The following is a 21,422-nucleotide window of genomic DNA, read 5'->3' as shown; positions in this document are numbered from 1 at the left end:
TCCCCGTGAGAGGCGAGCTTAGCCTTACCTAACCCAAACTTTCAAAGGCCGTGAAAGTTCGGGTTCAGCCGACGGGCAGACGTGACCCCAGCGCGATGGCGATGCGGTCGACCAGGTCGGTCATCTGCCGAGGGGACGACGGGGAGGGCCAGAACAGGCAGCGGTCGACGCCGGCCTTCTCGTAGGCCTCGATCTCCTCCAGGCGGCCGCCGAAGAGCGTGACCGGGATCGGCTCGTCCGACCCGGGTTTGCGCACCGTCTTCTTGAAGTGCCGGATCTCGTCGAGCACGCCGGGCCGGAGCATGGGGATCCACTCGTCGCCGTACTCGAGGACCTTCTTCGCCACCTTCGGCCCGTTGCCCGCGACGAGGATCGGTGGGTGGGGCTTGCGGACCGGCTTCGGCCAGGACTGCACCGGATCGAAATCGATGAACTCACCGTGGTAACTGGCGTGGTCGTCGACCCAGATCCGGCGCATGGCCTCGATCCGCTCGCGCTGGAGACGGAAGCGGTCGTCGGGCTTGACCCCGTGGTTGCGCAGTTCCTGGTAAATCCAGCCCGGGCCGATGCCGAAGTGCATGCGCCCGTTCGACAGCACGTCGATCGAGGCGACCGCCTTGGCCGTCACGAAATGGTCCCGTTCGGTGATCAGGGTGACCGCGGTGCCCAGCTGCAACGTGGTGGTGGCCTCGGCGGCGGCGCCCAGGGCGACGAAACAGTCCATCCCCGACTTGAACTCGTGCGGAAGGGTGGCCACGTCGAGCACCTCGGGGGTGCGCGAGGGGATGTGCGTGTGATCGGGGTAGAACAGCGACTCGAAACCACGGTCTTCGAGCAGCCGGGCGAACTCACCGGGCCGGATGGTCTCGGCGGTCGGGAACATGATGAAGCCGAACTTCACGGTGAACGTCTCCTCGGTGATTACTGGACGACGGCTACGACCTTGCCCGCCCGGGCCTGGCCGGACTCCATGTACCGGTGCGCCTCGACGATGTCGTCCAGGGGAAAGATGCGATCGATCAGGGGTTTCAGCGTGCCGTCGGCGAGGCCGGCGGAGATGTCGCCACGGGCCACGGCCAGGCGGGCGGGGTCGCGGGTGATCTCGAAGAGCGTGTAGCTGCGCACGGACAGGGCCCGCATCGTGTCGGTGCCGGGGAACGGCGTGGGCTGCCCGCTCAGGGTGCCGTGGATGATGATCGTGCCGCCGGTGGCCGTGGCCCGGGCCAGTTCCCGCACCCCCGGCCCGGCCACCGCGTCGAACACCAGTTCCGCGCCCCGGCCGTCGGTGTGGTCGAGCACGGACGCGGCGATCTCGTCGGCCCCCTGCACGATGACGGCGTCGGCCCCGGCCGCGAGCACCGGATCCTGGAGGTCGGTGGGGCGCAGCACGGCCAGGGCCCGCGCCCCCCGCAGGCGGGCGATCTGGATCGCCGCGAGCCCCACGCTGCTGGCCGCGGCCGTCACCACGACGGTGTCCCCGGCCCCGGTCCCACCGATGTCGGCCAGCGCCCCGTACGCCGTCAGGTACTGCATCCAGGCGGCCGCGTGGGTGATCGGGTCGGAGTCCGGATCGCGGGCCACGAGAGCCTGCACCGGCACCAGCGCCTCGTCGCCGTAGGTGGCGTAGTCGTTCATCGAGAAGGTGGGCAGCACACTCACCGCCTGCCCCTCCACGAAGTCTCCCGAGGCGTCCCCGGTTCGCAGCACCCGCCCGGCCGCCTCGTATCCCAGCCCGGCCGGAAAGGTCTGTGGCACATCGATGTAGCGTCCCTGGCGGAATCCCAGCTCGGCCCGGTTCAGGCCGATCGCTGACACCGCGATGTGGCACTCTCCGGGCGCCGGTGCGGGCAGAGTTACTTCCTCCAGGTGCAGTACCTCCGGTCCACCCAACTGCTCGAACCTCACCTGTCGCGCCATCGGATCTCCCTGTGCCGGTGCAGCTCACGCGACCTCCCAAGGGCGCGAGCCGTGAATCATCAGTCCATCAGGGGCGAAGAATGTTCACAAGAAGCAATACCCGATCATGCGTGCGGCGTGTCACGATCATGGAGTTGTCTTGACGCACCGGTAACTTCTTGGGAACAGCGGGGCCGCCGAAGATCGTTGGTCGAGGTGGCGCGGGAATGTGTGGAACCACGGATCACCGTCGATCCGTCGATCTCTATTTGTCACGGGGGACCTGTCCGAGAACTACCCACGGGGTTTTTCCGGCCGGGCCAGGGCGAGATGGAGCGGGGATGGAACTGCGGCAACTCGAATGCTTTGTTGGGGTGGCGGAAGAACTGAACTTCCGGAGGGCGAGCGAACGGCTCCACATCGTGCAACCCACGATCTCGTTGCACATCCAGCGGCTGGAGCGGGAAATCGGCGCTCCGCTGTTCGACCGGTCGACCCGGCCGGTGCGGCTGACCCAGGCCGGTCGGCGGTTCCTGCCGGAGGCCCGGGAGGTGCTGGCCGCGGTGCGCCGGTCCATCCACGTGGCCCGCGAGCGGGAGGACGAGCGGCCCACGTTCCGGCTGGGCACGGTCACGGCGCTGGGGGAGCGGCTCGACTGGATCCTGGAGTACTTCGCGTTGCGGCGGCCCGATCTGCTGGTCGACCTGAGACCGGTGCCGTCGGGGGAGCGCGTCAGACAGGTGCGGGAGGGCACGATCGACGCCGCCCTGGTGCGGCTGGGCCGGGGCGAGCCAGACCTGATCATGACTCCCGCCTGGGCGGAGCCGCTGGCGGTGGCACTGCCACAAGACCTGGAGGCCGCGTGCGGACCCGTGGTGGCGCTGCGCGACCTGGCCGATCTGCCGATGCGCATCATGCCGCGTGAGCACAACGCCGAGTTCCACGACCGGGTGCTGGCCGCCTGCCGGGAGGCCGGGTTCGACCCGGTGATGGGCAAACCCTTCACGAGCATCCAGGACACCCTCGCCGAGATCGGGCGGGGCACCGGCTGGACGGTTCTCTACCCGCACGCGCCGGTGGCCTCAACCGCCCGGGTGACCAGGTTGCCCGCCGACCCGGGCATCCTGGTCCCGGTTCACGTCATCGGGTCGGTGCGGCCCGACGCCGCGTGGAAGAGCCTGCTGTTGCTGGAGGCCTGTGCCTACGCCGAGGAACGGGCCGGGCTGGGCACACCGGCCCAGCCGAGCCACGATCTCAGCCCGGCGCCGAGCACCCTGGTGCGGTCGGCCGGGTCGAGGTAGTCCAGGTCCCGCCGGAAAAGATCTACGCAGTACCGGTACTCACCGGGGAGGCGGGTGAGGTCGGAGCCCCAGAACACCCGGTCGGAGCCGAAGGCGTCCACCAGATCCAGCAGTGGACGCCTCCAGCTGCGGTACGGGGGTGGCTCACCGGCATGGCACGGCACCGCGCTCGCCTTCACCGCGACGTTCGGCAGCCGGGCCAGCTCGCGCAGCCGGGGGAGCAGGCGCAGGGCCTGCTCCCCGACTGTGCCCAGCGGCAGGCCGAGATGGTCGATCGTGAGACGCAACGCCGGGTGCTCCCGGGCGACCCGGACGATGGTGTCGTGAGCCTGCGGCGCGTAGAGGGCCACCGGCACGCCGGCCTGCTCGGCCGCGTCCCAGAACCCTTCCAGCCGGTTCTCTTCCAGCCAGGTCGACCAGGGCGGCCGGTGCAGGGTGAGTCGTACCCCCAGCAGGCCCGGCTCCTCGCGCCAGGTGGCGAGCCGATGCCATGCGCGCGGGTCGCCCAGGGGGATGCGGCCCGTCACGGCGAAGCGATCCGGGTGACGCCGCGCCGCCTCCAGGGCCAGGTCGTTGCGGTCGCCCTCCCAGGACGGCGGCACCAGCACGGCCGCGTGCACCCCGGCCTCGTCCATGCGCCGCAGCAGGTCGTCCGCGGTGGGCGGCGGGCCGGCGTGCGGCTCACCCCCACCGGCCGGCCAGCGCCGTCCCGGCCGGTCGGCCTCCCAGAGGTGCAGCTGGGAGTCGACCACCTCGTCCGTCACCAGGCGCCCGAGAGCGACCGCAGGTCGAGACGTTCACTCAGGCGCTCGATCACGGCCGTGGTCACCTCCGTGGTACCGGCCGGCCGGCGGCCGTCGACCAGGTCGTAGGTCAGCACCCGGCCCTCGACCAGGACGTCCTCGACTGCGCCCCGCAGAGCCGTCGACGCGGTGGTGAGCCGATGGTCGTCGTGACGGGTGCCCAGCCACTCCAGCGCGTGGGCCGTCGCCGTGATCATGGCCATCGGGTTGGCCCGGCCCTGTCCGGCGTGCCGCGGCGCGGAACCGTGCACCGGCTCGAACATGCCGTGGCGGTCGCCGATGTTCGCCGCGGCGGCCAGCCCCAGACCGCCCTGCAGCATCGCGCCGACCTCGGTCACGATGTCACCGAACATGTTGGTGGCCACCACCACGTCGTAGTGCTCGGGATTACGCAGCAGCCACTGGCTGAACGCGTCGACCAGCACGATCTCGTAGGCGACGTCGGGGTATTCGGGCGCGATCTCCTCCAGCACCGAGACGAAGAACCGGCAGCCGTGCAGGATGTTGTCCTTCACCACCGCGGTCACCCGGCGCTGCCCGTCGCCGGGCGCCCCGGACCGGGCCCGGGCGGTCTCGAAAGCCATCCGGATCACCCGCTCACTGCCCCGGCGCGTGATCACCCGGTTGTCCGTCGCCACCTCGCCCCGGCCCCCGGGGGCCAGTAGCCCGCCGATGCCGCTGTACAGGCCCTCGGTGTTCTCCCGGATGAACACCATGTCCACGTTCTCGGGCCGCCAGACCTGCGCCAGGCGCCCCGAGATCCGCTGGCGTACTCCCGGAAGGAGCTTCACCGGGCGAACATTCGCGTAGAGGTCGAGGTTGATGCGGTTGCCGACGATCGCCGACCAGCCCGCCATCTTCCCGTCCGGCCGCAGCACGGTGCCCCGGCCCTGCGCCGCCGGCCAGCCGATCGCCCCCAGCAGGATGGCGTCGGCCCGCAGGCAGAGCTCTTCGGAGCCTTCCGCCCAGTCCCGGCCGTGCTCCAGGAAATACAACGCGCCGCAGTCGATCTCGTCGAACGTCCAGCGCACCTGGGTGGCATCGCCGACGCTGTCGAGAACCCGGCGGGCCTGCTCCATCACCTCCACGCCGATCCCGTCACCGGGCAGCAGGGCCAGGCGATATCCCTCCGGGCTCATCGTGACACCCCCACCAGGGGAGAGGCCGTCGCGACCAGGTCCAGCTCCAGACCCGTTCCCTGGAGCCAGTCGAACGGCTCGTACGGCACGTGCCCGACACCGGCCTGCTCGGCGACCAGCTCGCGCAGCCGGTTCGAGGCGAACCCGCCGATCACGTTCATCGGCGCGTCGCGGTACCAGCGTTCCAGATCCGAACCGCTCACCAGGGCCTGTGCGCCGTGGATCTGCACCGCGCGGTTCAGCACCCGCACGGCCGTCTCCGTCGCCGTGATCTTCAGGGTCGCCACCCGCCCGGTCACGTCACGCCCCTGCGTCCGGTGCCACGAGGTCTCCCAGGCCAGCAGCCGTACCGCGTCGATCTCCGCGCGGCTGTCGGCCAGCTGGCTTCCCACCGTCTCCAGGTGCGCCAGAGGACGGCCCCAGGACTCGTGCACGGTGGCGTGCCGCACGGCCGCGGCCAGGGCGTTCTCGGCCGTCGCGATCGACGACACCGAGATGAACAGCCAGCCCCAGGCCATGCCCCGGGCGAACTCGGTGTACGGCACCGGCACCACGTCCTGTGCCTCGACCGGCACGTCGTCGAGCGTGAAACCGCCCCACGGCATGGCCTTCAGGCCGAGGGTCGGGGTGGTGAACCGGCTGACCCCCGGCTGTCGCAGGTCGACGAACGCGAAGCACCACCCCTCGTCCAGCCGGGCCAGGATCACGGCCAGGTCGGCGTCCGGCGCGTTGGTGATCTTCGCCTTCGTGCCGCTGATCAGGTACCCGGCCCCGGAACGCCGTACCCGCGTGCGGTACGTGCCCGGATCGCTGCCCGACGTCGGCTCGACCACGGCGAAACAGGCCTTGCGCTCGCCGGACAGCACCCCGTCGATGAGGTGCCGGTGCTTCCCGGCCGGATCGCCGTACGCCGTGACGAGTTTCCCGGCCAGCAGGGTGGACATGGTCGCCGACCAGTAGGTGCCGCCGCAGGCCCGGGCCAGCACCTCCATCGCCCGCGCCTGCAGCACCCCGTCGATGCCGGCCCCGCCCAGCGCTGCCGGGTGGAACAGCCGCAGGTAGCCACTTTCCCGGATCTCGTCCCAGTTCTCACCGGGCAGGGCGGCGGTCCGGTCGGCCTCGGCCGCCCGGGCCGCCACCGGCAGCAGGTCGTTCTCCAGTCCGGCCAGCAGCGCCTCGCCGACGGCGTCCGACCGCAGATTCATCGTGTCTCCTCGAGGATCGTGGAGCCGCCCAGGCCCGTCATCGCCGCGGCCAGTACCGGCCGGGTGATCTGCGGTCCGGAGGCCACCCGCAGCAGCGGCGCGGCGGCGAGCACGTGCAGCAGCCGGTGACCCGGGAGGGGCCCGGCCACCTCACCCGCGGCGGCGAGCATGGTGTCGATGTGCAGGGACAGGTAGAGCCGGGCCGCGGCACCGTCGGCCCGCAGTGCCTCGGGGCGGGCGTCGAACTGCCAGAGCGCCCGCTGCACCAGCCCGCTGAACAGGTCGAGATGGCTGATCAGGTCGGCCAGGCCGAACCGCGCGGCCTGGGAACGGCCGGCCGGCCGGCCGAACCGCGAACCGTCGGCGAGTGCGAGCACCCGGGTCTGTTCGGCGAGGTCCTGCAGGGCGCCGAGCCAGACCGTCAGCATCAGCGACCGGTCCAGCGCCGCCAGCACCGGCACCAGCTCGGTCAGGGCCGCACCGGTGGTGCCGAGCACCGCGTCGTCGTGTACCTGGACCCGGTCCAGGCGCACCGGCGCGATCCACGGCGCGCCCGGTCCGGCGACCTCCTCGGTGAGGATGCCCGGCGACCGGGCATCGATCACGAAAGCGGTGCGGGAACCGTCGTCCCCGGCCGCCGTGAGGAGGAAGTGGTCGGCGATACCGGCGTTGACCACCCAGCGTTTGGAACCGGTCAACTCCCAGCCGTTTCCGGTGCGGTGGGCTGTCACCCCGGTCGGGTGGGCGCCGCCGTCGGCCTCGGTCAGGTCGATGGCGCCGATCGCCTCACCGGTGATGATCGCCGGCAGCCGACGTTGGTCGCCGAGCCGCCACAGCGACTCGGTGACCAGCAGGCCATTCGCGGCCACCGCGAGGGCGGCGGTCGGATCGGGAACCGCCGCGGCGAGGCCGCTCAGCAGTGAGCCGGTGGCCCGGGCGTCGCGGCCGTGACCGCCGAGTGCGATCGGGATCCGGGATGCGGTGGCGCCGTTGGCGCTCACCTGGGCGACCCAGCGCCGGCGGGCGGCCGGGGTGGGGCCGGGAACGGTGCCGTGCACCGCTCCCGCCCCCTCCCGGCGACGTTCCGCCGAGGTCTCGGGAATCGAGAAGTCCACTGCCTCAGGCCTTCGCGGGCAGGGATCGCTGAGTCGAGTCCGCGTTGATGTAGGTGATGTCGAGGCCCGACTTGGCGACGAACTCCTGGGCCAGCTCGATGCGCTGGATGCGCTTGGCGATGGTCTTCTCGTTCACCGGGTCGGCCGGGTGCGCCTGCGCGCTTGCACCGACCTTGAGGAAGATCGGGGAGGCAATCTGGATCAGCTCCGGGATCTCGTAGAAGCGGATGAAACCTCCCTTGTCGCCGTACACGTCGGTCGGTACGTCCATCACGAGTTCCGGGTTGAGCTTGCGGATGTCCTGGATCACCGGAAGGCCCAGGTCGTGCGTGGTGGTGATGCTGGTGGTGCCGTTCTCCGCATAGACCTTGGCCGTCAGCGGGTTCGAGACGATGCAGTGCGACGAGGACTTGATCAGCGTGTCCGCCGGGAGCACACCCTCCGACCGCAGGTCGCTCAGCAGGCGGATGACGCCGAGGTCGTAGGCGATGAGCCCCCGGGCCCCGAGCTCGGTGAGCCGGATGGCCTCCTCCACCGACACCGCGAGCGCGTCGTTGTTGTTGACCCGGCGGCCCTGGGAGGTGCCGAATCCGCCCCGGTAGAAGGCGGCCTTGCGGTCGTACTCCGGGCGCGGGCCCATCGCGAACAGGATGCCGATGCCGCTCTCCCGGGAGAGCGCGATCATGTCCGAGACCTCGCTGTCGGACAGCAGGAACGCGCCCAGGGTCTCGTTGAACCGGGTGACCTGCAGGCCGCGGTCCTGGATCAGGCGGACGGTGGTCTCCATCACCGAGAAGTTGTTCACCACCGGTACCTCGAAGCCGTAGTGGCCGCCGCCTTCGAACTCGCCGCCGATCGCCTCGAGGGGGATCTCGTCGCTGTAGGGCAGACCCCGTTCCTGCAGCAGGGCGCGGGCCCGGGACGCGCCCCGGGTGACCTCGGTGTGCGCCGGGCTGAGTTCTGTTGCCGTCATCGGACTCCCTCTCGTGAACCAGTGGTTGGGGTGCTTCCAGTGGACGGCTCGCACGAGGGCATCAACAAGACGGGATTTGGTATCACATGATGGACGTGGCTGATCGCGGCGGTGTTCGGCCTGCGCGTGACCTCAGCGACCGTGCCGGAGCGCTGATCACGGCAGCGGTGGCGGCGCGGTCGAACTCTCGATGATCGAGAACCCCCGGCCGCGCAGCCGCCGCTTCTCGTCGGACAGATGGGTGAGCAGCCGGTCACGGGTGCCGCGGGAGTGGGAGACCACCAGCCGGGAGGCGAGTTCCGCGTCCCGGGCGACCATCGCGTCCACCATTCGCAGGTGTTCGTCGCGCGCCTGCAGACGGGACTGCGCGGTGCGGACCTCGAGCCAGCGGGTACGGCTGAGGCGGGTGAGTACGTCGCGCATGCCCTCGGCCAGGAAGGCGTTGCGGGACAGCCGGGCCAGCGCCACGTGGAAGTCGCCGCCGTCGCGCAGGCCGGTCTCCTCGTCGTCGTTGTCGCGGTGGGCGGCGGCGAGATCCCGCAGTGCGTCGAGCTCTTCGGTCTCGGCACGCTCGACGGCCAGCACCACGGCCGCGGATTCCACCGCCTCGCGGTATTCGGTCACGGCGCGCACCTCGGCCAGGTCGATGGGTGTGACCTGCCAGCCCCGGCCGGCGCGCTGGGTGAGGCCCTCGTTGGCGAGGCTCATCAGGGCGGCCCGGATCGGGGTGCGCGAGGCGTTCAGCATCGACTCCAGCCCCCGCTCGCTCAGCTTCTCACCGGGCATGAGCTCCAGGGACAGGATGGCCGCGCGCAGGGTGGCGTAGGGCGTGGCGTCGGCTGTTGCCACGATGAACTCCTTTGGTATACCAATTGGGTACACCTAAACGGTACCGCACTGAGGAGTTCTGATGGCCACGCCCCCGCCCACCGACACCGTGCCCCGCGCTGCCTGGCGCATGCTCGGTCTCGGCGTGGCCGCGCAGGCCGCCGGAACTCTGCTGGTCAGCACGCCCGCGTACCTGATTCCGCTGTTGCACGTCGAGCGTGGGCTGCCCCTGGCCCAGGCCGGACTGCTCGCTGCCGCCCCCACTTTCGGGTTGGTACTCACCCTGGTGCTGTGGGGCGCCCTGGCCGACCGGGTGGGTGAACGCTGGGTGATTGCCGGTGGTCTGGCCCTGACGGCGGTGTTCGCCCTGGCCGCGGCGCCGGTGAACGGGCTCTGGTCGCTGGCGGCGCTGCTGGTGCTGGCGGGGGCGGCGACGGGGAGCACGAACTCGACCACCGGCAAGGTCGTCGTGGGCTGGTTCCCACGCTCGCGGCGGGGCCTGGCGATGGGCATCCGGCAGATGTCGCAGCCGTTGGGTGTGGCCGTGGCCGCGCTGGTCGTGCCGTACCTGGCCGGGCGGTACGGCACCTGGGCCCCTCTGACGCTGGCCGGGGTGCTCGCGGCGGGGCTGGCGGTGGCGTGTGCGGTGGGGATCGCGAACGCGCCGAATCCGGCGCGCCAGCAGAGATCTTTCGGGCAGGGGACGATGCCGGCACCCGTCGGCGGGCGGGAGCCGAGCGCAGACGCGTCTTCAGGCAAGGAGACCCAGCCGCACCGCTCCGGCGAGAACCGCGACCGGCTGGCCAATCCCTACCGGAACAGCCGCTTCCTGGCGCGGATTCATCTGGTGTCGATCCTGCTGGTGGTGCCGCAGTTCACGCTGTCGACCTTCGGGCTGGTCTGGCTGACCGCCGGGCCGGGCTGGAACGCGACGGCCGCGGGGGTGCTGATCGCGGTGGCGCAGTTCACCGGGGCGATCGGGCGGATCCTCATCGGATCGGTGAGCGACCGGGTGGGCAGCCGGGTGAAGGTGTTACGGGTGGTCGCGGTGAGCGGGTTCGTGGTGATGCTGGCGCTGGCGGCCAGCAGTTCTCGGGACTGGGGTTTCGTGACCGGGGCGGCGATGGTCGCGGCGACGGCGGTGAGCGTGGCCGACAACGGTCTGGCCTTCACCTCGGTCGCGGAGGCGGCGGGGCCCGCCTGGTCGGGGCGGGCTCTGGGGATTCAGAACACGGGTCAGTTCGCGGCGGCCTCCCTGGTCGGGCCGGCCGTCGGCGGGCTGATCGCGCTGGTCGGGTACCCGGTGGCGTTCGCGATGGTGGCGTTGACGCCGTTGCTGTCGATCCCGGTGGTGCCGGCTCACGACGAGCACCGGGCCGGTTGAGGTGTTTAGGCTGGCCGCATGCTGGTGCGTCGCGCGTACGTCGAGAATGCCGATCCGGAACGGTGGCCCTACACGATTCCGGCGGTCGCCGACCTGGCCGAGCGGGGGCTGACGTTCCGGAAACCGATCACGTTTCTGGTGGGGGAGAACGGCTCGGGCAAGTCGACGGTGGCCGAGGCACTCGCGGAGGCGTTCGGGCTGGATCCGTACGGGGGTAAGGCGGGGACGAAATACGCCAGCAGCCGGGAGAAGTCGGAGCTCGGTCAGGTGCTGAAGCTGACCACGTCGCTGGCCGGGCAGCAGATGATGACAGGCCCGCGCAGGGCCCGCAGCGGGTTCTTCCTGCGGGCGGAGACCGCGATGGCGATGATGTCGACCTACAGCGACGTGCCCGGGTACTGGTCCGGGCAGACCGACGAGATGAGCCACGGTGAAGGCTTTCTCACCGTGCTCGAGGCGATGTTCACCCGCCGGGGCTTCTATGTGCTCGACGAGCCGGAGTCCGCGTTGTCGTTCAACTCGTCACTGCGGCTCGTCGAGCTGTTCCACCGGCTGGGGCGAGCAGGTGCCCAGGTGGTCTGCGCCACGCACTCGCCGATCCTGGCCTCGACGCCGGGAGCGGGGATCTACGAGTTCGGTGCGAATGGCCTGACCGAGGTGGCCTGGGACGACCTGATGGTGGTCGATCACTGGCGGCGGTACCTGAATGATCCGCAGGCCTACCTGAGGCATCTGCTCTAGGTTGCGCCCGGCCAGGTGATGGGCCGGTCGAGGGACTCCGGGTGCTTTCTCTGCGCGTAGACCAGGTATTCCTGCACGTGCTCACCCATCGCCTCGGACGCCTCGTCGGGCTGGGACCCGGCGATCGCCTCGTAGATGCGGTGATGCGCGCGCAGCACGGTCTGGCGGCGCCGTTGCGGTTGCTCGGTGCTGCGGGTGGCGTCCATGGAGCCGGCCATCGCCTCGACCAGGAACCCGAACAGCGAGTTGTCGCTGGCCCAGGCGATGCCCTGATGGAAGCGGCGGTTCGAGTCCAGGTAGGCCTCCGTGTCGTGCAGGCCCGCCTCCATGTCGGCGAGTGTCTGTTCCAGTCCCGCCAGCTGCTCGGGCGTGATGCGCTCGGCCGCCAGCCGGGCCATCAGGGGCTCGAAGGACGAACGGGCCTCGGCCACGACCCGGTACCGGGCGCTGTCGAACTGCAGCACCAGGGCCAGGGTGGTGGCCAGGTTCTCGGCCGTCGGCTTCTGGATGACCGGCCCGCCACCCGGACCCGGTTTGAACGAGAGCACCCCCTGCAACTCGAGGAACCTCAGGGATTCCCGCAGCGTGCCGCGACCGGCGTCGTACGAGTCCATCATCAGGCGCTCCGGCGGGAGTTTCTCCCCAGGGCCCAGGCCCTGCTGTTCGATGTCCCGCACGATGCGCTGCGCCAGGAGCAGCGCAGTCTTCTGCGGCTTCGTCGAATTGCTGTTCACCACGATTGGTATGGGCTCCTTCCCCGATCGGTGGATCGTACTGCTTCCGTACCGATTGACGGTTCTGGGTGCATGGTGCAGATTCCGTGCGGTGCGCCCCTGTACTGGCGAAAATCGCTGGGCCGACGGCCACCTCGCGCGGGACGGAGCGGTGCTCTAGAACCGGTGGATGACGGGATTCGACTACGACAACCTCAGCGGCCGGCCGCCGGGGGCGCTGCTGGCCGCGCTGGCCCGGATGTCGCGGCGCGTGCGCTCGGTGCAGGACCAGGTGGTGCCGTTCGCCCGGGCCTGGGGCGAGCGCAACGCCCGGGAGCTGGCCCGGGGGACCGGGCCGTTGTGGGTGGCGCTGGGCGACAGTATGACGCAGGGGATCGGCGCACCCTCGCCCGAACTCGGGTACATCGGGCAGCTGGCTGCCGATCGGCCTGACTTCCGGCTGCTCAACCTGTCTTTCAGCGGTGCCCGGACGTCTGACGTGATCGGTCGGCAGTGGCCCGCCGCGCTCGGGGTGGCGCGTGCGCACGATCTGCCGATCGGCCTGGTCACCCTGCTCATCGGATCGAACGACCTGCTGCGGGCCGATTTCCGGGTGGCCCTGCGGACCGATTTCCCGCGATTGCTGGACCTGCTGCCGGCCGGCTCGGTGGTGGGCACCCTGCCGAACCCGCGCACGGCGGCGTACCGGCTGAACGCGGCCGTCGACGACGCCGCCTCCGCCGGCCGGGTGCGGGTGGCCGAGCTACGGCATACGGGTACCGGCTGGGCCTGGCGCGGCCGGCTCGCGCCCGATCGCTTCCACCCGAACGAACACGGGTACGCGGTGCTGGCGGGGGCGTTCGCGCGGGCGATGCCCGGTATTGCGGGGTCGTGAGAAGACTGTCGGAGGTGCCCCCTACTGTGGGGGTCGATCGGGCGGGACACGGGGTTCTTTCGGAGGGGTGAACACATGGGTGGCGGTGGCTGGCCCCTGCTGCGCCGGGCACCGGGGCGCATGCTGCGCAGCGGTTCGCTCGCGGTGATGATCACGGTGAGTGTGGCGCTGCTGGCCGGGCTGGTGGCGGCCGGGCCGTTGTTCGGCCGCTCGACCGCGGCCGGTTCGCTGGAGCGCAAGCTCGCGACCGTGCCGTCGAACACCCAGCTCACTCGTCAGGCGGCGCTCGGGGTCACGGTGCTCGGGCCGCTCGCGCCGGCGGCCGAACCCCGGATCACGAAAAAGGTGGACGAGGTGCCCTGGCTGGGCGAGCCGGTCACCTCGACCCGGGCGTCGGCGTGGCAGCTCGACGACGCCCAGCCGACGCCGTTCCTGGCGGTCGGCCAGAGGCGGCGCGAAGCGGTGCTCTGGTACCGCACCGGCGCGGTCGAGGCCCTCGACGTGGTCCAGGGCCGGCGCGGTACCAAGGGCATCTGGCTGCCCGACAACGTGGCGAGGAGTCTGGGTCTGGAACCGGGCGACACGTTCCGTGCGGGAAAGACCATCCAGGGCGGCGACATCGTGGGCTGCGCGGGTAATGGCACGGTGGCGCAGGTCCCGGGGATGGCGGCCAACACCTCGGCCCGGGTGAAGCTGGCGGGCACTTACCGCACCGGCGCCGACGGTGCGCTGCCAAGCGGCACGTACTTCTCGTCGATCGCGGCGCTGCTGCCGGGCGACCCACTGGGCTGCCCGACGCCGGCCACGCTGATGATCGGTGACCGGGAGAGTGTCGAGACCGCGCTCGCCGGTGCGCAGGAGACGCCGACCTGGACGTACTCCGCGTCGCTCGTCCCCGCCGGGCGCACCCCGCAGCACCTGGAGCAGGCGGCGTCCGCGGCGCAGCTCCTGAAGGTGGCCGGGGCCGACCCGGGCAGCGAGCTGACCGGGCTGCTCACGGGTGAGGGGGCGATCGGCCGGGTCGAGACGGCGCTGCCCGAGTTGCAGACCCAGGCCGAGGCCGACGCCCGCACCGCGGCCGATCAGGGGCGGGGCATCGCCTACGCCGGTGGGACACTCGGGCTGGCGGCCGTGGTGGTGGCGCTACAGGCCCTGGCCCAGCGCCGCCGCCGTGAGACGGAACTGCTGCTCGGCCTGGGCACGCCGGTGCCGGTGGTGATCGGGGCCGGGGCGCTGGAGTTGTTACTGCCGGCCGTGCTCGGTGCGGCCGTCGGTGGGGCAGGGGCCTGGCTGGCGTTCGAGCAGTTCGGCCCGCAGAGTGAACTGGGCCCCGGCGCGGTGCGGGCCACGGTGCTCGCGGCCGGTTTCGTCGCGGTGCTGACCCTGGTCGCCAACGCCCTGGTGACCCTCCTGCAGACCCGCACGATCGCGCGGAACCTGGCCGGGCTGAAGGTGTCCCGGGGCGGAGGGCCCTGGCTGCCCCTGCTCACCGGCGCCACCGTGCTGGCGGTGGGCGCCACGCTGAGCCGCGACGGCAACAGCTCGTACACCGACCCGCTGGCGGCCGTGCTGCCGATCCTGGTGCTGGCCTGCGGATGTGCGCTGGTGGTGCGCTTCGCCGGGATGGTCGCGGGGGCCTTCGGGCGGTGGCGGGCCGGTTCCCCGGCTCAGGCTTCCCGCGGGCGTGCCCTGACGTCGCCCGACCGGCTGGTGGTGCGGGGTCTGCGGAACACCGGGGTGGCGGTGGCCGACCTGGTGGTGATCCTCGCGATCGGGATCGGGGTGCTGGCCTACGGTCTGGTGTCGGCGAACACCGTGCACGCCTCCGCGCTGGACAAGGCCTCGGTGCTGGCCGGGGCGAACAGCGCGGCCCGCATCCCGCACTCCTACGATCTCGGTGGGGGAGAGGGCCCCACGCCCGACCTGCCCGCCGGGCGTTCCGTGGTCTGGCGTGCCACCGGTCAGCTGCGGCCCGACTACGTCACGGTCGACGTGCTCGTGGTCGATCCCGCCACCCTGCGCCGGGCGGCCAGCTGGGGTGAGGGGCCGGATCTGGCGCAGGCCCGGACCGCGCTCGGCCTTCTCGGGTCAGGAAGTACGGGCAGCTCGGACGGCGGGGCTTCGGAGAGTGGCAGCGCGGGCGCCGATCCGCGGAACGCGACGGTGCCGGCTGTCCTGGTCGGGGTGGACGCGAACAGCGCCGGGACGGCGGGCAGCGGCGGCACCGTGCTCATGGGGGCCGACGAGATCAGGATCGGCGTGCGCGGTTCGGTGAAGACGTTCCCCGGCACCGGGCGGCCCACGATCCTTTTCGACGCCACGTCCCTGTTCGCCTCGTTCGACGCCCGCAACCCCAACCTCGACCCGGCGAGGAAGGGGATCAGCGAGAGGCAGGGCACGTTCGCGACCTGGGTGTGGTCGAAGGAGTCGCCTGCCTCGCTCGATCGTGATCTGGCGGACCGGAACATCACCGTGACGAGCTCGCGGTCGCTGGAGGAGTCGCTGGCCACGCCGGTGCTCACGTCCAGCGGCTGGGCGGCGGGCTATCAGGTGGTGCTCGGGGTCGCGGCCGCCGCCCTGGCCGGGCTGTCGGTCGTGGTGGCCGTGGACCGGCGGGTCGCCCGGGCGGCCCCGGTCGACCTGGTGCTGCGGCGGTTCGGCCTGCGCCGCTCCCGCCTGATCCGGTTGCGGGCCACGGAACTCGCGCTCACCTGCCTGGGGGCGCTGGCTGCTCTCGTACCCCCGTTCGCCCTGATGCTCGTGCTGTTGCCCCGTCTGGTCGAGCCCGGGCCCGACCTGGCCCCGGCCCTGGGCATCCAGGTGCCGCTCGGGCCGCTGGCGCTCAGCGCGCTGGCGGCCGCCGTCGTCACTCTGGTCGCCGTCGTGGTCGCCGCCCGGCGCTCGGCCACCCTGAAACCTGCCGAGGTGCTGCGCGATGACCAGTGACGACATCACCGCCGGGTTCCGCAGTGTGGTGCGGATCTACCAGGCGGTCTCGGGAGAGGTGCACGCGCTGCGGGGGGTCGACGTGGACTTTCCGCGCGGCAGCGTGACCGCCATCGCCGGTCCCTCCGGCGGGGGCAAGAGCACGTTGCTGTCGATCCTGTCCCTGCGCGACCGGGCGAGCGCGGGCACGGTGACGATGTTCGGCACCGACGTCACGCGCGCTCGCGGATCGGTGCTGAACGGATTGCGCCGCAACGGTATTGCCTGGGTTCCGCAACGTCCGGCGCACGGGCTGTTCCCGCACCTGACCGCGATGGAGAACCTGCGGCAGGTGGCGCGCACCCGGGGCCGCACGCAGGGTCTGGCCCCGGGGGCCGTGCTGGAGATGCTGGCCCTGTCGCACCGGGCCGACGCCCGGCCGGCCCGGCTCTCCGGCGGTGAGCAGCAGCGCCTGGCCGTCGCCGCCGCGCTGACCCACGCTCCCGACCTGGTGGTGGCCGACGAGCCGACCGCCGAGCTGGACGACGACAACGCCGGCCGGGTCATCGCGGCCCTCGGCGAGATCGCCGCCGCCGGCACCACTTGCGTGCTCTCGACGCACGACTCCCGCGCCCTGCGTCTTCTCCCGCGGGTGCTGCACCTGCGGCACGGGGTGCTCTCGGCCGAGCGGTCGGGCCCGGAGCTGCACGAGGAGTCGGGCCGGTCGCGCACCGCCGACGCGGTCATCGACGGCGCCGGGCGACTTCAGCTGCCACCCGAGGCCCTTCAGCTCTTCCCGGGCCGGCGGGCGCGGGTGCGCATCGAAGCGGGATGGGTGATTCTGCAGGCGCCGGAGACGGTTGTACCCGGGGCCGGAACCATGCCCGGGGCCGGGACCATCAGGTCGGACGGTGACGGTGCGTCGGCCGCGCCGGCTTCCGATCGCGATCAGGTCAGAGTCTCCGGGGAGGTTTTGCATGATCGCGAACGAAGTGATGGATGGGCACACAGGAACATCGGTCCGGCCCGGCCGGTGTCGGGTGACGGAGCGGAGGGGGCGTAAATGCTGACCGTGGAGAACGTCGGGCACGGGGTGCTCGACGGCGTCGACCTGACGGCGGGGCCCGGGATGCTGGTCGCGCTGACCGGGCACTCGGGTTCGGGGAAGTCCACGTTGTGCCATCTGATCGCCGGGTTCGAGCGGCCGGAGAGGGGCCGGGTGCTGCTCGACGGCACCCCCACGGCCGACCTGGCCGACTGGGCCCGGATCGCGGTCGTGCCCCAGCGGCTGGCCCTGCTGGCCGAGCTCGACGGGGTGGAGAACCTGGTGCTGCCCGCGCTTGCCGCCGGTCATCCGGCCGCACCCGACCGGGCCGCCGAGCTCCTGGACCGGCTCGGGGTCGGGATGCTGGCCGGCCGTCCGGTCGGCGGGGGATCGATCGGTGAGCAGCAGCGCGTGGCGGTGGCCCGGGCCCTGCTGCCCGGCGCCCAGCTCGTCGTCCTCGACGAGCCGACCGGTCACCAGGACGACGAGAACGCCCGCCGCGTCATCGATGCCGTGCTCGACCAGGTCGGTCAGGGAACGCTGGTCGTCACCTCGACCCACGACCCGAGACTGCTGGAACACACGTCCCTGACCCTCGCCCTGGGGTCCGGCTCCTAAGCCAGGTCGAGCTCGTCCTCCCGCACGTCGATGTTCTTCGACGTCGGGCGGTAGGCGGCCATCCACTCGCGCAGCATCTCGACGCGGGAGCGGTTGGCGTCGTCGCCCAGCACGATCGGCGGGTCGTTGTAGGCCACCGCGTCGGACGAGCGGCGCAGCTTGATGTAGAGGTTGGACGCCTCGATGGCGTAGCGCTCCATGTCGTCCTGCAGCGCACCGATCACCGTGATGTTGCGGTCGCGGCCGATCCGCTCGAACAGGGCCACGGCCTCGCGGCGGTGCTGCTTGCCCAGGTTGCGGCCGAGTTCGTCGAGGATGAGGAGCAGCGGCCGGTCGTTACCGCCGGCCAGGGCCGAGGCGCAGACCAGTTTCACGGCCTTCTCGTCCATCTGCGCGGTGTTGGCCCGCAGGTTGTAGCTGGACATGCGCTGGTTCTCGGCCCGGCGCCAGCGCGGCGTCAGGCTCCAGCGCCACGGCTTGTCCGGCTCGGTCGGCGGCTCCGGCTCCGGATAGTCCAGCCCGGCGCCGTACCCGCCGTACTCCCGGTCCAGCCGGTCGAACTCGTCCGCGACCAGCTTCAGCTTGGCCTTGATGCCCTGGGCCAGCACGGACCGGTGGGCGCGGGTGGTCTGCTCGGACTCGGACAGACCGGCGCGCGCGGCCTCGAGGTCGGCGCGGCGCTGGGCCCGCTGCTGGTCGATCATCGCCTGGTCGTGCGCGTCCTGCTGCGCGGTCACGTCCAGGTGGGTGCGCAGGGCCCGCATCAGGTCGGGGATGAGGGGCACCTGGGCCTCCAGCGTGCTGCGCCGCCAGTTCTGCTCGAACACCAGCTCCCGCAGCTCGGCCGGGTACTCCTGGGCCGCGGTGCTGTCCGGGAAGCAGCGCCGCAGAACGTCTTCCAGGTGGTTGGAGACCAGGTTGTTCCATTCGGTGGTGCTGCGCCGCTGCTCGTCCTCGGGCAGGGTCAGCAGGTGGTCCTCGGCCTTGCCGGACGTGGCGCCCCAGGCCACGGCCCGGGCGTCGACGTCGACCGCCCGCAGCTCGGCCTCCAGCTTCTCGGCGATCTCCTCGGACTTCTTCACCTCGGCCCGGCTGCGCGTCACCTCGCCGCGCAGCGTGTTGATCTTGTCCAGCCGGGTCTGCCGGTCGACGGCGGCCCGGGTGTGTGCGGCCTCGGCATCTTCCAGCGGGCCGAGGAGTTCTTCCAGGGCCTCCTGCAGCTCACCCGCCTGCTCGCGCAGCCGCTCGATGCCGACCTCGGCGTCCTCGACCTGCTGCGCCGCCTTGGCCCCCTCCAGCCGGGAGCTGGCCGTGACCAGTTTGGCCCGGGCCCGTTCCAGGGCGGTGCCGATCTGCTCGAGCATCTCGACGGTCAGGACGTGCTGCTCGCGGGCGGCCTTCACCCGGGCGTCCCGCCCGGTCAGCGGGCGGTCGAAGCCGGCCACGACGATCACGCCGGCCGCGTCGTCCATGTGCTCGTGCCGTGAACCGGCGCGCGAGTCAAGGGCTTTCAGGAACGTGGCGAGACCGAACTCGTCGGTGGTGCTGCGCGGGAGGTCGTCGGACGGCTGACCGTCGGCCAGCACGATCATCGAGCCGGGCTCACCGGCCAGGGCGTCGCGCGCGGCGTCGGCCTGACCGGCCGGCACCGCGACGGCGTGACGGTAGGGCACCAGCCGGGGTTCCCAGACCGCCCGCTCCTTCTCGCCCAGGTCCAGCACGTCGACCACGCTGGCGACCGGGATCCCGGCCTTCTGCAGCAGTTTCAGCTGCTGCGCGGCCACATCGTCTCCGGCCTCGGCGGCCTTCACCTGCCGGGCGGCCGACGCCACGGCGTCCTCGGCGGCACCGCGGCGGGAGATCACGGCCTCCAGCGCCTCCTGCGCCGCGCCCACCTCCTCGCGGGCCCGGGTCACGTCGCGGCCGTCGGCCGCGCGCGCCGCCTCTTTCAGGTCGCGCAGTTTCGCGCTGAGCTCTTCGACGGAACGCAGGTTCATCCGGGCCTGGGTATCGGCGTTGCTGCGCCGCTCCCGCAGCTCGTTGCGCAGCCGCTCGGTCTCCCGGAAGGTCTCCTGAAGACCGTCGTCGTTGCCGAGTTCCTCCATCCGGGCCTCGTTCTCGGCCAGCTGCGCGCGCGCCTGGGCCTGCCCACCGCGCACGTCACCGAGGTTGGTGCGCAGCTGGGCCAGCTGTTCCAGGCCGTCCACCACGTGCCGGGCCGACCGCGAGCGCCAGGTCTCGCGGGCCTCGCCGAGAATCTCCCGGGCCCGGTCGCGGCGCTTGATCCCGGCCTCGACGCCCTCCATCTCGCGCTGCCAGGTGGACAGGTCGTGCTCGGCCTCGGCCACGTCGGTGCGCCGGGCGTGCTCACCCGAGCGCAGTGCCTGCTCCTGCTCCAGCTCGCGGTCCAGCCCGGTGAGGGTCGCGACGGCGTCGAACATCCGCCACGGGGACAGCTCGTTCAGGGGCTGGGCCAGGAGGTTGGCCGCCGGGGACGCGCGTACGGACGTGGACAGGAACGAGACACAGCGCACCTGGCCGCCGTACAGCACCCGGGCCAGCCGCCCGGCGTGGAAGTCGTCCCGCCCGTTGGAGTGCGGCAGCCGGTTCCACAGACCCTCTACCCCGGCCGCGCGCTCGGCGTCGTTCGAGCCGTAGGGCACGTGCAGCCCCCGCACCCAGCGCAGGCTCAGGTACGGCGACTTGCGGTTGATCCGCAGCCAGACCGTCAGCGCGCCGGCCTCCAGCTCCTCCTGGGTCTGCGACGCCGGGTCGGCGAACACCCCGATCACGAAACCGTGATCGGCGTTGGCCCACTTGGCCTCCTGGGCGGCGAGTTCCGCCGTGAACAGCAGCTCGGCCGCGCCCGGGGCGCCTCCGGCCAGCCGCCACTGCTCGTCCGCGTGCAGCAGGCTGAGGGCCGCGATGAACGACGACTTCCCCGCGCCGTTGGAGTCTTTCGGCCCCTGCCCGGCCACGGTGATGAGTCCGCCGTTGGTCAGCGGTACCGGGTGCGCCGACAGTCGCGAGATGTCGACCATCTGCACGCCGACCAGCACCCGCGGACCGACGATGTCGGTCGGGTCGTTGCGGTCGATCATCGGTGGCGTGCTCACGAGTTCTCCTGCGTTTCAGTTGCTTCCGGTGCCGAGGGTTTGAGGACGCCGTCTTCCGACGGGCGCGCCCGTCGCGCCCGGATCGCGGCCGCCAGGGGGGTGTCCGCGCCGGCCGCGAGGATGAGTTCTTCCTGCAGGCGGCGACGGGCCGCGGGGGTCAGTCGCGCCAGCTGTGGTCCGGGCAGGTAGGACGCCCCCGCGTTGGTGTTGCTGCTCCCGCGGGCCTGGTGCGGACGCCGGTCGGGCGCGATCTGCACCAGCCCGGACGCCCGCAGCCGGGCCAGCCCGGTGCGGACCGCGGTGCGCGGGAGCCGGGAGTAGCGGTTCAGTTCTTCCACCGAGGTCGGCTGGTTCGAGATCCAGGTGTCCTGATCGATCAGGCCCTGGCTGCGCGGGATCGCCACCGAGTGGATGAGGATCAGCACGAACACGGCCCGGTCGACCAGCGGCAGCGACTCCAGCATCTCCTCGGACAGCTCCCGCGCGATGTCGTCGCGGTAGCCCGACGTCCACAGGTGCGGCCCGACCTTGACCAGCGTGCGGCCCAGCGGGTGCAGCATCTGCTGGAGCGCCCGGCGCAGCGTGGCGTCGCGCAGCGCCAGCATCTGCGACTCGTGCAGCGGCTGCCAGCTGTGCTCGACGGCGGCGTAGGCGGCCAGCACCTCGTCCCGGTGCCGCTCGGACAGGTCGGCCACGGCCGCGGTGAACGCGGGATGCATCTCCAT

18 protein-coding genes are annotated in these 21,422 nt (G+C 71.7%); 7 read left to right on the top strand and 11 right to left on the bottom strand.

The features are described from left to right. Positions 1-64: 64 nt before the first annotated feature. Both LR393_RS06590 and LR393_RS06585 read right to left on the bottom strand, forming a co-directional pair. Positions 65-901, bottom strand: coding sequence for an LLM class F420-dependent oxidoreductase (locus LR393_RS06590; protein ID WP_231482295.1), 837 nt, complete (start codon positions 899-901; stop codon positions 65-67). A 20-nt stretch (positions 902-921) separates the two neighbouring features. Continuing rightward, positions 922-1,917 (bottom strand): zinc-dependent alcohol dehydrogenase family protein, encoded by a 996-nt coding sequence (locus LR393_RS06585; RefSeq protein ID WP_231482294.1) that lies wholly within the window; start codon positions 1,915-1,917, stop codon positions 922-924. 206 nt (positions 1,918-2,123) lie between these two features. On the opposite strand from LR393_RS06585, the gene LR393_RS06580 reads away from it, so the two are divergent. Next, positions 2,124-3,197, top strand: coding sequence for a LysR family transcriptional regulator (locus tag LR393_RS06580; protein ID WP_331282913.1), 1,074 nt, complete (start codon positions 2,124-2,126; stop codon positions 3,195-3,197). Here the strand turns inward: LR393_RS06580 and LR393_RS06575 are convergent. The 6 genes from LR393_RS06575 to LR393_RS06550 all read right to left on the bottom strand — a co-directional run bounded on the left by LR393_RS06575 (position 3,098) and on the right by LR393_RS06550 (position 9,281). Next, positions 3,098-3,961, bottom strand: a complete 864-nt coding sequence (locus tag LR393_RS06575; RefSeq protein ID WP_231482292.1) for an amidohydrolase family protein — start codon at positions 3,959-3,961, stop codon at positions 3,098-3,100. The genes LR393_RS06580 and LR393_RS06575 overlap by 100 nt on opposite strands. Further along, a complete protein-coding gene (locus LR393_RS06570) occupies positions 3,958-5,139 on the bottom strand; it encodes an isocitrate/isopropylmalate dehydrogenase family protein (protein WP_231482291.1) in 1,182 nt (393 codons plus the stop codon). Before LR393_RS06570 ends, LR393_RS06575 begins: the two co-directional genes overlap by 4 nt. Continuing rightward, positions 5,136-6,344: an acyl-CoA dehydrogenase family protein gene (locus tag LR393_RS06565; RefSeq protein ID WP_231482290.1), complete on the bottom strand. Its 1,209-nt coding sequence runs from the start codon at positions 6,342-6,344 to the stop codon at positions 5,136-5,138. The genes LR393_RS06570 and LR393_RS06565 overlap by 4 nt, the downstream gene beginning before the upstream one ends. Further along, complete coding sequence (locus LR393_RS06560) at positions 6,341-7,459, bottom strand: acyl-CoA dehydrogenase family protein (RefSeq protein WP_231482289.1); 1,119 nt, start codon at positions 7,457-7,459, stop codon at positions 6,341-6,343. The genes LR393_RS06565 and LR393_RS06560 overlap by 4 nt, the downstream gene beginning before the upstream one ends. 4 nt (positions 7,460-7,463) lie before the next feature. After that, on the bottom strand, positions 7,464-8,432 hold the full coding sequence (locus LR393_RS06555) for a hypothetical protein (RefSeq protein ID WP_231482288.1): 969 nt from the start codon (positions 8,430-8,432) through the stop codon (positions 7,464-7,466). A gap of 156 nt (positions 8,433-8,588) precedes the next feature. Further along, on the bottom strand, positions 8,589-9,281 hold the full coding sequence (locus LR393_RS06550; protein WP_231482287.1) for a GntR family transcriptional regulator: 693 nt from the start codon (positions 9,279-9,281) through the stop codon (positions 8,589-8,591). A 61-nt stretch (positions 9,282-9,342) separates the two neighbouring features. Between LR393_RS06550 and LR393_RS06545 the strand changes: the two genes are divergently transcribed. Together LR393_RS06545 and LR393_RS06540 are read left to right on the top strand one after the other, a co-directional pair. Further along, positions 9,343-10,644 carry an MFS transporter gene (locus LR393_RS06545; protein ID WP_231482286.1) on the top strand — a complete coding sequence of 434 codons (1,302 nt, stop codon included), beginning with the start codon at positions 9,343-9,345 and terminating at the stop codon, positions 10,642-10,644. An 18-nt stretch (positions 10,645-10,662) separates the two neighbouring features. Next, a complete protein-coding gene (locus LR393_RS06540; RefSeq protein ID WP_231482285.1) occupies positions 10,663-11,385 on the top strand; it encodes an AAA family ATPase in 723 nt (240 codons plus the stop codon). Here LR393_RS06540 and LR393_RS06535 read toward each other — a convergent pair. After that, complete coding sequence (locus tag LR393_RS06535) at positions 11,382-12,122, bottom strand: FadR/GntR family transcriptional regulator (RefSeq protein ID WP_231482284.1); 741 nt, start codon at positions 12,120-12,122, stop codon at positions 11,382-11,384. The genes LR393_RS06540 and LR393_RS06535 overlap by 4 nt on opposite strands. A 166-nt stretch (positions 12,123-12,288) precedes the next feature. Between LR393_RS06535 and LR393_RS06530 the strand changes: the two genes are divergently transcribed. The 4 genes from LR393_RS06530 (at position 12,289) to LR393_RS06515 (ending at position 17,581) form a co-directional block, all read left to right on the top strand. Continuing rightward, a complete protein-coding gene (locus LR393_RS06530) occupies positions 12,289-12,993 on the top strand; it encodes an SGNH/GDSL hydrolase family protein (RefSeq protein ID WP_231482283.1) in 705 nt (234 codons plus the stop codon). Between the two features lie 75 nt (positions 12,994-13,068). Continuing rightward, a complete protein-coding gene (locus tag LR393_RS06525) occupies positions 13,069-15,939 on the top strand; it encodes a hypothetical protein (protein ID WP_231482282.1) in 2,871 nt (956 codons plus the stop codon). Next, positions 15,929-16,981 carry an ABC transporter ATP-binding protein gene (locus LR393_RS06520; protein WP_231482281.1) on the top strand — a complete coding sequence of 351 codons (1,053 nt, stop codon included), beginning with the start codon at positions 15,929-15,931 and terminating at the stop codon, positions 16,979-16,981. Before LR393_RS06525 ends, LR393_RS06520 begins: the two co-directional genes overlap by 11 nt. Beyond that, positions 16,982-17,581 carry an ATP-binding cassette domain-containing protein gene (locus tag LR393_RS06515; protein ID WP_231482280.1) on the top strand — a complete coding sequence of 200 codons (600 nt, stop codon included), beginning with the start codon at positions 16,982-16,984 and terminating at the stop codon, positions 17,579-17,581. Here LR393_RS06515 and LR393_RS06510 read toward each other — a convergent pair. Both LR393_RS06510 and LR393_RS06505 read right to left on the bottom strand, forming a co-directional pair. After that, complete coding sequence (locus LR393_RS06510) at positions 17,578-20,697, bottom strand: coiled-coil domain-containing protein (RefSeq protein ID WP_231482279.1); 3,120 nt, start codon at positions 20,695-20,697, stop codon at positions 17,578-17,580. The genes LR393_RS06515 and LR393_RS06510 overlap by 4 nt on opposite strands. Beyond that, positions 20,694-21,422, bottom strand: coding sequence for a hypothetical protein (locus LR393_RS06505; RefSeq protein ID WP_345718712.1), 729 nt, complete (start codon positions 21,420-21,422; stop codon positions 20,694-20,696). The genes LR393_RS06510 and LR393_RS06505 overlap by 4 nt, the downstream gene beginning before the upstream one ends.

This window comes from Kineosporia mesophila, from assembly GCF_021129235.1.
In the GTDB taxonomy this organism is placed as follows: domain Bacteria; phylum Actinomycetota; class Actinomycetes; order Actinomycetales; family Kineosporiaceae; genus Kineosporia; species Kineosporia mesophila.
Note: the sequence above shows the minus strand (reverse complement) of the source record. Positions and strands in the feature narration are given on the sequence as shown.

Bases quoted from the DNA above. Each gene is read 5' to 3' on its own strand.
- LR393_RS06585 (WP_231482294.1), bottom strand. From the start codon at position 1,917: ATGGCGCGACAGGTGAGGTTCGAGCAGTTGGGTGGACCGGAGGTACTG.
- LR393_RS06580 (WP_331282913.1), top strand. From the start codon at position 2,124: ATGTGTGGAACCACGGATCACCGTCGATCCGTCGATCTCTATTTGTCA.
- LR393_RS06570 (WP_231482291.1), bottom strand. From the start codon at position 5,139: ATGAGCCCGGAGGGATATCGCCTGGCCCTGCTGCCCGGTGACGGGATC.
- LR393_RS06565 (WP_231482290.1), bottom strand. From the start codon at position 6,344: ATGAATCTGCGGTCGGACGCCGTCGGCGAGGCGCTGCTGGCCGGACTG.
- LR393_RS06555 (WP_231482288.1), bottom strand. From the start codon at position 8,432: ATGACGGCAACAGAACTCAGCCCGGCGCACACCGAGGTCACCCGGGGC.
- LR393_RS06545 (WP_231482286.1), top strand. From the start codon at position 9,343: ATGGCCACGCCCCCGCCCACCGACACCGTGCCCCGCGCTGCCTGGCGC.
- LR393_RS06540 (WP_231482285.1), top strand. From the start codon at position 10,663: ATGCTGGTGCGTCGCGCGTACGTCGAGAATGCCGATCCGGAACGGTGG.
- LR393_RS06530 (WP_231482283.1), top strand. From the start codon at position 12,289: ATGACGGGATTCGACTACGACAACCTCAGCGGCCGGCCGCCGGGGGCG.
- LR393_RS06525 (WP_231482282.1), top strand. From the start codon at position 13,069: ATGGGTGGCGGTGGCTGGCCCCTGCTGCGCCGGGCACCGGGGCGCATG.
- LR393_RS06520 (WP_231482281.1), top strand. From the start codon at position 15,929: ATGACCAGTGACGACATCACCGCCGGGTTCCGCAGTGTGGTGCGGATC.
- LR393_RS06515 (WP_231482280.1), top strand. From the start codon at position 16,982: ATGCTGACCGTGGAGAACGTCGGGCACGGGGTGCTCGACGGCGTCGAC.
- LR393_RS06505 (WP_345718712.1), bottom strand. From the start codon at position 21,422: ATGGAGATGCATCCCGCGTTCACCGCGGCCGTGGCCGACCTGTCCGAG.